Origin of the sequence: Bacteroides timonensis (assembly GCF_000513195.1) — a bacterium.
Taxonomy (GTDB): domain Bacteria; phylum Bacteroidota; class Bacteroidia; order Bacteroidales; family Bacteroidaceae; genus Bacteroides; species Bacteroides timonensis.
On sequence record NZ_CBVI010000160.1, the window covers coordinates 1 to 1915 of the forward strand.

At 44.6% G+C, this 1915-nt stretch carries 1 protein-coding gene; it reads left to right on the forward strand.

Annotation, left to right across the window (positions count from 1 at the left end; all coding sequences use genetic code 11):
* Nucleotides 1-543 precede the first annotated feature (543 nt).
* Nucleotides 544-1812 carry a group II intron reverse transcriptase/maturase gene (gene ltrA / locus BN161_RS26245; RefSeq protein WP_044271954.1) on the forward strand — a complete coding sequence of 423 codons (1269 nt, stop codon included), beginning with the start codon at nucleotides 544-546 and terminating at the stop codon, nucleotides 1810-1812.
* The last annotated feature ends 103 nt before the right edge of the window (nucleotides 1813-1915 follow it).

The following is a 1915-nucleotide window of genomic DNA, read 5'->3' on the forward strand; positions in this document are numbered from 1 at the left end:
TAGTGTGCCACGAGCGAACTATCGCCTGAATAACGGTAGTTCGGTGCTTCGTAAGAGATGAGGGTAGGTCCCTCGGAACCGCCTTACAGGAGGAGGTTTCAAACCACGACATGCGGCTGTAGTAAAGAGCTATGGTCGTGAGCGATGTTCGAAAAGTCTGTCAAAAGGCAGGCAGGTGTCCATGTAAAAGGTGAATGCAAATGAACCGTTGATGAGGTACCGAAATACACAAGACGATGTCAAAACCGAACTCCTATACTTAGTTCGGGATAAGCCAAAGGGAAACCTGCTTACTGCTTTGGCGGCATCCGGTATAGAGGCGGCACGATTTACATGGTGGCTCTTACGAGGAACGTGGGAACCTGTACGGAAATGGTAAGGGAAAAATCCAAGCAGAGACCCTGTTAGGACGAAAGTACCGATGTTCTGTATAGGGGCAGACTAACCCGTAGTAGTGATGAAGCTCTTGTAATGAGAGTGGAGCAAAGGGGTTAGCTTATTCAGCGAATTAAATTGAACAACTATTAAAAGTAGGAGGATTTAATGAAAGACGCAAAGTCATTTGAAATTTCCAGACATCTTGTCATGGAAGCATACAAGAGGGTTAAAGCCAACAAAGGAGCGGCTGGTGTGGATGCCATCTCCATTGAGGATTTTGAGGGTAACCTCAAGAATAATCTTTATAAGATATGGAATCGCATGAGTTCGGGGAGCTACCTTCCGCCTGCTGTAAAGCTGGTGGAAATACCCAAATCCAATGGTGGTAAACGTCCTCTTGGCATACCAACGGTAGGAGACCGTGTGGCTCAAATGGTAGTCGTAATGACCATTGAGCCAAGCATAGAACCTTATTTTCATGAGGATTCCTATGCTTATCGACCGAACAGGTCTGCACTTGATGCAGTGAGAAAAGCGAGAGAACGCTCTTATACATTTCATTGGGTACTGGACTTGGATATCAAAGGTTTCTTTGATAACATCGACCATGAACTCCTGATAAAGGCGCTTGAACGGCATGTAAAATGCAAGTGGGCGATGCTTTATATCAAACGTTGGTTGTCCGTTCCTTATCAGTTGAAGGATGGAACGCAGATAGAAAGGACTAAGGGCGTGCCGCAAGGTTCGGTAGTCGGTCCAATTTTGGCAAACTTGTTCCTGCACTATGTTTTCGATGAATGGATGAGGAGAAATCACTCAAACATTTCATTTGAAAGATATGCTGATGATACGATATGCCACTGCGTAAGTCTGAAACAGGCAGAGTTTATACTACGTGCCATAAGGAAACGGTTTGCTGAGTGCAAGTTGGAACTTAACGAAGACAAGACGAAAATTGTCTATTGCAAGAAGAACCATCGTGATATTCCCTATGAGTGCATCCAATTCGACTTTCTCGGCTACACATTCAGACCAAGACGTTCGATAGATGCCAACGGGGAAGTTTTCCTGAATTTCTCTCCCGCAATCAGTAAGAAAGCGAGGACGAAGATATGGGAAGCCATTCAGAATTGGAATTCCAATCATTGGATTCCAATGGAATTGGAGGATATTGCGAAAGAAATCAACCCTGTCATTCAAGGGTGGATAAACTATTATGGGCAACATAATCCCAGAATATTGAAAGAAGTTCTTCAGCATGTCAATGATAGGCTTGTCCGTTGGGGTCGCAGGAAATTCAAAGGTTTGAGAAAACGCAAGACTGCAACTGTACATAGGTTAGGTGATATTGCTTTGCAGAAACCTAATCTGTTTGCACACTGGGCTTGGGGTGTCAAACCTACTGCAAGTGAGAGAAATCGCAAACGAAAGTAACGCACTACGCAGTTTGGCTGAGTAAGAAGAGCCGTATGAGAGGAGACTTTCACGTACGGTTCTGTGAGAGGCTTAGGGTGAAATTCCCTTTGCCTACTCGATT

Excerpts from the sequence above, each read along its gene's own strand:
- ltrA (WP_044271954.1), top strand. The coding sequence starts at position 544 with ATGAAAGACGCAAAGTCATTTGAAATTTCCAGACATCTTGTCATGGAA.